The following is a 7,830-nucleotide window of genomic DNA, read 5'->3' as shown; positions in this document are numbered from 1 at the left end:
GGTGTCCTACTCGAGCGTGACAGATTCGCCACTCTTATGAACGCCATGGTTGCCTTTGTGTCACGATATAGCTGGTGTCCTACTCGAGCGTGACAGATTCGCCACTCTCATGAATGCCATGGTTGCCCTTTTGTCACGATGTGACTGCTTTCATAGTTAATCGTGACAGATTCGCCACTCTCATGAATGCCATGGTTGCCCTTTTGTCACGATATAGCTGGTGTCCTACTCGAGCGTGACAGATTCGCCACTCTTATGAACGCCATGGTTGCCTTTGTGTCACGATATAGCTGGTGTCCTACTCGAGCGTGACAGATTCGCCACTCTCATGAATGCCATGGTTGCCTTTTTGTCACGATATAGCTGGTGTCCTACTCGAGCGTGACAGATTCGCCACTCTTATGAACGCCATGGTTGCCTTTGTGTCACGATATAGCTGGTGTCCTACTCGAGCGTGACAGATTCGCTACCCTCATGAATACCGTGGTTGCCTTTGTGTCACGATATAGCTGGTGTCCTACTCGAGCGTGACAGATTCGCCACTCTTATGAACGCCATGGTTGCCTTTTTGTCACGATGCAGCTGGTGCCCTATTTGAGCGTGACAGATCTGCTACTCTCATGGCCCCTTAGGTTGTCTTTTTGTCACGATGTGACTGTTTTCATAGTTAATCGTGACAGATTCGCCACTTTCATGGCCCCTTAGGTTGCCTTTTTGTCACGATGCAGCTGGTGCCCTATTTGAGCGTGACAGATCTGCTACTCTCATGGCCCCTTAGGTTGCCTTTTTGTCACGATGCAGCTGGTGCCCTATCTGAGCGTGACAGATTCGCCACTCTCATGAACACCGTGGTTGCCTTTTTGTCACGATGCAGCTGGTGCCCTATCTGAGCGTGACAGATTCGCCACTCTCATGAACGCCGTGGTTGCCTTTGTGTCACGATGTGGCCTCTGTCCTGCTTGATCGTGACAGATTCGCTACTCTCATGAACACCGTGGTTGCCTTTGTGTCACGATGTGGCCTCTGCCCTGCTTGACCGTGACAGATTCGCCACTCTCATGAACACCGTGGTTGCCTTTGTGTCACGATGTGGCCTCTGCCCTGCTTGACCGTGACAGATTCGCCACTCTCATGAACTCCATGGTTGCCTTTGTGTCACGATATAGCTGGTGTCCTACTCGAGCGTGACAGATTCGCCACTCTTATGAACGCCATGGTTGCCCTTTTTGTCACAGTGATGTGTAGATAAGTTTTATTGTGAAAAATTTGCAAATCCGCCTTATCGTGACAAAAAGGATATTATATAATTTTTTCTATTGCCTTTTTGTCACGATAAGTTATCTTTCATACTGCTCGAGTGATGTGTCTCCCTGATAGATCGTAATATGGATTTATAATGTCAAAAAAAGAGTCTAATAAAAAACAGTTGCTTGTATCTGAGAATGCTTTTAACAGAGATACGGCCTTGGTAACAAAGCGTAATGAGTTGATTGCTGGTCATGCAGAAATGTCATTGAATGAAAATCGCATTTTTCATGCAGCGATCGCTATGATTGACTCTCGAGCACATGATATTGGTGAAATTAGAGTTACGCCTAGTCAACTTGCTTACGCACTTAACACGTCAAAATCCAATGTGAGTAAATACCTGAAAGGGACGAAAGGCAGCCCGAGCTTACTTGAAGAGTTACAGACAAGATACGTAAGAGCTCCACTGATTTACGACACATCATGCATAACTGTTGATGGAAAAAGACTTTGTATAAAAGAGGACAGTTCATGTGTTTATATAAAGCTTAGTGATGTGCAAGATAAAGAATTTAAAGATAAAGACGGTTTAAGTGTCTTTTTTGATGAAAAGATTGGGCTGCATGTTTTTGATGAAAATGGTAGGAGTAGACCTCCCAATATAGATCGAATAGAAGATGCGTTAGAAGCAGAAATTAACTACCTTGGTCAAACTCTTACTTTAGATACGTCATCAATTAGAAAAAATGATGTCTGTGAAATGTATGTCAATGCTGAAAATATGCTTTGCGCTACTGCGTTAGCTCGCGGAAAAAAATCTAGCCAACTGAAGAATATTTCTATCTTTGATACCTCTGCCTATAACGCTGAAGAGGGATATGTAGTATTTGAATTTGGTTCTGCATTTAAACCATATGTGGTTGATATAAAAGAAAATTTTACTAAAAGTTATATGAAATATGTTATTAGTTTGACATCAAACCTTGCTGCTGACTTGTACGATATTTTTAGGAAAGAACTTCCTATCAATACAGTTAAGAAAGGAAAGACTGAAATATCATTTAAAAAAAATGTAGATGAACTTCGTGTTCAGCTTGGCATAACAGATAAATATTTAAGGTTAGCTGATTTCAAAAGAGCTGTACTTGATAGGTCTAAAGAGCAAATTAACGGTAGAACGGACTTAGAGTTCGATTATGAATTACCAGAAAGACGAAATAACCCGCGGGCGGTCTTTAAATACATTGTGTTTAAGGTTAAGGCTACGAAGGTGGAAATCGCGAAACTGGTTAAAGAAGATGGTTTAATGCAGGAGCTGGAAAAGTATTTTGACTCTAGAATAGCGAAAAGCCTCATTAATAAATATTCTGTTGAGCGTTGCTTAAACAACTTAAACCTATTTATCAAGGCTCAGCATGTAACTACTATTTCTAACCCTTCAGGCTGGCTAAGAGACGCTATAAAATTTGATTATCATGAAACAAATGGTGTGCTTTCTTTGACAGAGTACATCAACCCTGTTGAAAGGCAGTTTGTTAGTGAAATAGTTCGTGAAGAATGGGATTCTTGGGACCAAGAAGAGCGTGATGAATTTGTAAAATACAAATTAAAAGGGTCTTACGTTAGCATCCGTTTTTCAGAGTATCTTTCAGAGTTCGGGTTGCAAGAAGAGCATGAAAAATTTAGACCCAAAAAAGACACTGCTAAGCAGCAAATAGATCTACTTATGAGTTCAGAAATCTATAAGAAAACCCACTGATCTAATCCTCTTAAAAGTCCAGCGTAAGCTTACTTAATATGTACATTGCACCCTAGCCGTTTTTGATGGGTACAGATTTATACTAATAAAAATAAAGGGTGTAGACGAGGACGATTAGGTAAAGTTCCGAAGCATTAGGTATTTTTATTGCCATTATCGAAAACTATTTTTCAAAAGAACCTGTACCTATCATCTATGACATCAAATGTTTTGATGTCATAAGCTGAATTGAACTTAATTCTAGTATGCTTCATGCCCTCCAAGCAGTCTGCTCAAGAAGCCAAGGATCCTTGGCTTCTTGTATTTGAGTATAATATGACCTATAGAACAGATCGTTCGTCTAACCTTTTCTATTGACTCCGTTCATTACGATGAGTCCCTACTACTCCCCATATGACGTATTTCGGAGCATTTCGAGCTGTCATTTCTCGATTACCTGGCTGCTCATTCTGGTTTAATCCGACCACTCATTCCGCGATTATCCGGCAACTTTTAGCCTAACTCCAAAATAATTGTTCTTATTTAAATCAATAGCTTGATATTCTCTACTTCTAAAGCTAGAAGGTAAGAAAGCGACCTTGACCAAAAAGAGAATACCAATGAATATAATTAAAGAGGTTTTACTGCTGGAGTACGACAGCGGTCTCTCGAATTGTAGAGTCGCTTCTGGTCTAAATCTCGGTCTATCACGAGATCGGAATTGCCTACTCGTTTTAAACAAAGATAGTTAGTGTGGCTATTGCCTGAGCACTGTTGCGATACCTATTTAGCTTACGTCTATGCCTATGCCCAATTTTGTGAACGTTTCACTCCTTGGTTTAAAATTCAAAAATCTTCGTCAGAGCCAGGCAGAAAAAGTTTAGAGCGATAACAAGGGAAACTGACTATCTATGCAGGCCTAGACGTCAAAGAACGATTAAGCCAGCTAATAGAAAGTAAGTGTCTGAGCATCACCACCTAGATCGGCTTAAATTATTGCTTATCAATTTGTGATTAGCGTAAATGAGGAGTAGATCTAGGGTTATGTGAAGGCAGAGCTTTCAGAATGGAGACTCTGTCTTCTTTCAGGATGATTACGCGCAGCAAGGAGGCTGCAAAAAGTCTCTTCACTTACATCTTCTTAATGTTCCACGACAGCAACCCATCGATCTCATCGTGGTCACTTTCATCGCTTAATAATGACAGCTGTTTCGAACTTCTGCGTCAGATAATCGTATGGGATTAATCTATTCGCTTTGGCGGTATTCGATAATACTGTAAAGTATCGCGCTCGACTTGGCTCCCTTGCCTGTGTTGGCAAGGGAGCCAAGCTTTTACGACCAATAACTAAGGGCTTGATGGCCCGTTCGGCTCGGTTATTGTCGATGTTGATCCACCCCTCTGTTAGATAAAGGGGGAGTTTGTCCCATTGATTGAAATTATATTGGATCACTTTGCCTAAGAGACTTTTTGGCGGTACTTGTTGAGCGGATTTTTTCGAATCAAACTTTGTACGTTGCTAATATAGCAGGCGCTTTTTCTTGTTGTATTTTAGGGGGGCTTCAGCCGTCCTCTGTTGCTTGGCCAATACTTCGATGGCATACAGTTTTTTAATGTGACTAATAGCCACCGTCGCTTTGCCCGATTTCCCTTTGGGCATACCTTTTTCCGCTTCAATAAATTTTCGACGTGCGTGTACCCAGTAACCGGCTAGCGTTGCCTTCGTGGGTTCGTAGGCTGGGTAGCTATCCTCATTCAGATAACGATCGAACCCTTATAAAAATCGAGGTCACATTGCGCACTTCGTGTAGGTTGGAAGTCATATAACACAATATTGGGGATCAGGCTTTGTTTGTCAGGTTCATCTTTACCGGTCGAATAGAGCCACATGTAACAGTTCGAACGCGCTTCGTTAATAACATTAAGTGTCGTTTCATCCGCTGAATCACCGACTGTTCAAACAAGAGTCTATGGAGTCGATCGTAAAGGGGCTGTAACGCAACCGAGCATTTTAGCATCCAGTCGACATCGTTTGTTAACTCTGCTCAATGCCATATTTCTTGAACATGGTTTCTTGTCGATATAAAGGCAAGCTGTATTGGAACTTACCTGTGATGACCTGACTTAGTAGACTAGGAGTTGCAATACCTTTGGTGATAATGCTGGGCGGCATCGAGGCTTTCTTAATCGTTGTTTGTGCCTCAGTCTTTTCATACAGGTGACATGGGTACTTAGGACGAACTGTTTCGATGAATTTTAACTGAGCGGGAAGAAACTCTAACTTCTCAGAAGCGTCTTCGCCAATACGATTCATCGGTGCTCGGCAGCATGAACAGATTTTATCCGATTCCGCTATATCCACCAAAAGTGTTTCACGAGGTAAGTCCTTCGGCAAAGGCTACGCTTAGGTTTGGTACGCGTATATGAAACAGTTTGGTTATTCGCTTTAACCTTACCATTGTCTTCTTTAATGCCATCGTCTGACTCATTAAGCAGCTCGCCTTGCCCAGGAGATACATCAGCGTCTTTACCAAACTGCTTTTGTTGAGCTAAGCGCCATTGCTCAAGAATCCGTTCGTATTTTGACGCCCACTCAGCAAGTTGATTGTCTTTAACCGTTAAAGCCGAGTCTTTTTCACCCAACAAAAACGACTGCTCAAGTAAAAGAGCCTTAAGAGAGTCAATGTCATTGGGTAAGTCACCAGGAAGTATTTTCATGGCTTGCATTATACCAAGCGAATGTCCTAATCGTCATGATATCGATACGTTAAATGTGGGTGAGCTTCTTGTAAGTTTAGTGCAAGACCATCTAGCAACCAGTTCAGTTGACGTGGTGACTCTTGAATGGACAAATGCTCATCATCAATACCAGGCCACTGAAAATGACCTTTCTCTAGGCGCCTATAATGCGATCAAAAACCATTAGGCGCTCATAGTAAGACTTTGATTTTATCGCGCGATCGACCGAGAAAGATAAAAAACTGTTCGCTACATGGCTATTTTTCCAGGTTATACGTGATCATATTGCATAGCCTATCAATAGATTTATGTATATCGGTGGCCTACAAATGATAGTCATATTTAGTTGAGGGGAAGCCGTAAACATAAGCCTTTTATTCCAATTGTGAGAGAATAAGAGATTTTATGGTGTTTGGAAGGAGTTACTATGTGGGGGTTAGTCGACGCTTACGATAAAAAGTTCAAAAAGACAGGAAAAACTTGGACTGGATTCTCAGCGTAGCCAACTCTCATCTACAAATAAAAACAAAACCTTATCCCTAGAGTTATTAACGATTAGTTATTTATAAAAATACTAAAATACTGTCTTACAGGGTTAGCGTTCATTTCACGCCGTTCTTGACACTCAGAGCAAGGGCGATTTCAACGGGTTGTCTGCGAACAGTAGCTTCCATCGTCTTGGGATCAAGTCGGCGGTGTCTTTTGCTGGGTGCTGGCTTACTCGTTGCAAGACATCCGTCAGATAAACACTGGGATCGATGTCATGCAGCTTGCAGGTGCTGATTAGGCTTTGGATGAGGCCAACGTGTTCCGCGCCCAGTTCTGTCCAACAGAAGAGCCAGTTTTTCTTACCCATCGGGATGGGTCTTATCTCTCGCTCTAGGTGGTTGGTGTCCATGGCTACGTCCGGATTTTCCAAAAAGACCATCAGTTGGCGTTTGCGCTTTAAGGTGTAGCTCAACGCTTTCATCCAGCTATCGTCTGGCAATAGGTCGGCACGTCGACTTTGTTCTTCGCAGAAGGCAAAAAACTGGTCCACTAAGGGCTTGCTGTGTTGCGCTCGATACGCTTGTTTTTTCTCGCCTGCACAGCCTTTTTGTTGGATATGGCTTTCCTGTTTATACAAGGCGGCAATCAGGTTCAGAGCGTGTGTGACGGCCTCGGCTTCTTCCCTTTCGGCTTTCAGTAGTTGGCGACGCATGTGCACCCAGCACTGGGCATGAGTGATGTCTGGCGATTTTGCTTCGTAGCTGCTATACGCGGCATAGCCATCGGTCAGCAAGGTGCCTTGCCAAACATGATCCAGTAAGTCTTGGATGTGTTTCAGGCCACGGCTTTGGGAGAAGGTAAACACCACTTCGTCCTGCTCGCCATAGATGGGCCAAAAATACGCTTGCTTCATTTTGCCGGGTTGGTTGCCTACCCCAGGCTGGCGGGTGGCTTTTATCGGAGTCTCATCCATGGCCAGTACCTTGCTGTCCAGCACACTGATCAGTTGCTCTACCACAATGGGTCGTAACAGTTCGATCCCGCGTTTGGTGAGGTTCGTCAGCGTCGCACGGCTGAGGGTGATCCCAGCAGCGCTAAGCTGTTGATGCTGACGATAGAGCGGTAAATGATACAGGAACTTGTTGACCAGTAAGCCAGCGATAAAACAGACATCCGCGACAGAGCTGTCAAAAATACTATCCGGTTGTGGCGCGGTAATAAGCTGTTTGCTGATTTTGTGTTTGACCACTTGGCGTTTGGTAATTACCACTTCATAAGCACTGGTTTTTTGTACGATGCGGCTGACTTCTTTGAAGCCCACTTCTTCGTATTCGTGCGCATTGGGGCCTTGTAGTTCGTCTGCTAAGATGATCTTTTCACGAACCGGTATAGACTCGTCAAAACGCAACCCTGTGATAGTAATTTCATTGCCTTTACGAGACTTGGGGGCTTTTCCGCGAACACTGACGGGCTCAGGTTTATCCTGCTGGACCGTGGCGTCTTCCTCCAGCGTCGTGGGTTCTACTGGCATCGGGCCAACAATATCAGCGAGGGCTTGTTGTTCAGGAGTGAGTAAACCTCTGCGCTCGCTTTTAGGCCCGAATAATTCGCGCTTT

General features: G+C 43.4%; 5 protein-coding genes and 1 pseudogene. 2 read left to right on the top strand and 4 right to left on the bottom strand.

The genetic code is table 11. The features are described from left to right. Positions 1-1,396: 1,396 nt before the first annotated feature. On the top strand, positions 1,397-3,007 hold the full coding sequence (locus tag V6259_RS19350) for a replication initiation protein (RefSeq protein WP_341585927.1): 1,611 nt from the start codon (positions 1,397-1,399) through the stop codon (positions 3,005-3,007). Between the two features lie 1,165 nt (positions 3,008-4,172). Here the strand turns inward: V6259_RS19350 and V6259_RS19340 are convergent. The 3 genes and pseudogenes from V6259_RS19340 to V6259_RS19330 form a co-directional block, all read right to left on the bottom strand. Next, a pseudogene (locus V6259_RS19340) lies at positions 4,173-4,876 on the bottom strand (IS66 family transposase). A gap of 145 nt (positions 4,877-5,021) precedes the next feature. Further along, complete coding sequence (locus tag V6259_RS19335; protein WP_445928531.1) at positions 5,022-5,348, bottom strand: IS66 family transposase zinc-finger binding domain-containing protein; 327 nt, start codon at positions 5,346-5,348, stop codon at positions 5,022-5,024. Continuing rightward, positions 5,339-5,704, bottom strand: a complete 366-nt coding sequence (locus V6259_RS19330; protein ID WP_341585925.1) for a hypothetical protein — start codon at positions 5,702-5,704, stop codon at positions 5,339-5,341. The genes V6259_RS19335 and V6259_RS19330 overlap by 10 nt, the downstream gene beginning before the upstream one ends. Here V6259_RS19330 and V6259_RS19325 point away from each other — a divergent pair. Beyond that, a complete protein-coding gene (locus V6259_RS19325; RefSeq protein ID WP_341585924.1) occupies positions 5,703-5,912 on the top strand; it encodes a hypothetical protein in 210 nt (69 codons plus the stop codon). The genes V6259_RS19330 and V6259_RS19325 overlap by 2 nt on opposite strands. Before the next feature lie 438 nt (positions 5,913-6,350). Here V6259_RS19325 and tnpC read toward each other — a convergent pair. Further along, the coding region (gene tnpC / locus V6259_RS19320; protein WP_341585923.1) for an IS66 family transposase at positions 6,351-7,830 on the bottom strand (1,480 nt) is incomplete at its 5' end.

It is taken from the genome of Marinomonas sp. TI.3.20, assembly GCF_038155025.1.
GTDB classification, from domain to species: domain Bacteria; phylum Pseudomonadota; class Gammaproteobacteria; order Pseudomonadales; family Marinomonadaceae; genus Marinomonas; species Marinomonas flavescens.
Note: the sequence above shows the minus strand (reverse complement) of the source record. Positions and strands in the feature narration are given on the sequence as shown.

Excerpts from the sequence above, each read along its gene's own strand:
- V6259_RS19330 (WP_341585925.1), bottom strand. The coding sequence starts at position 5,704 with ATGAAAATACTTCCTGGTGACTTACCCAATGACATTGACTCTCTTAAG.
- V6259_RS19325 (WP_341585924.1), top strand. The coding sequence starts at position 5,703 with ATGGCTTGCATTATACCAAGCGAATGTCCTAATCGTCATGATATCGAT.
- V6259_RS19350 (WP_341585927.1), top strand. The coding sequence starts at position 1,397 with ATGTCAAAAAAAGAGTCTAATAAAAAACAGTTGCTTGTATCTGAGAAT.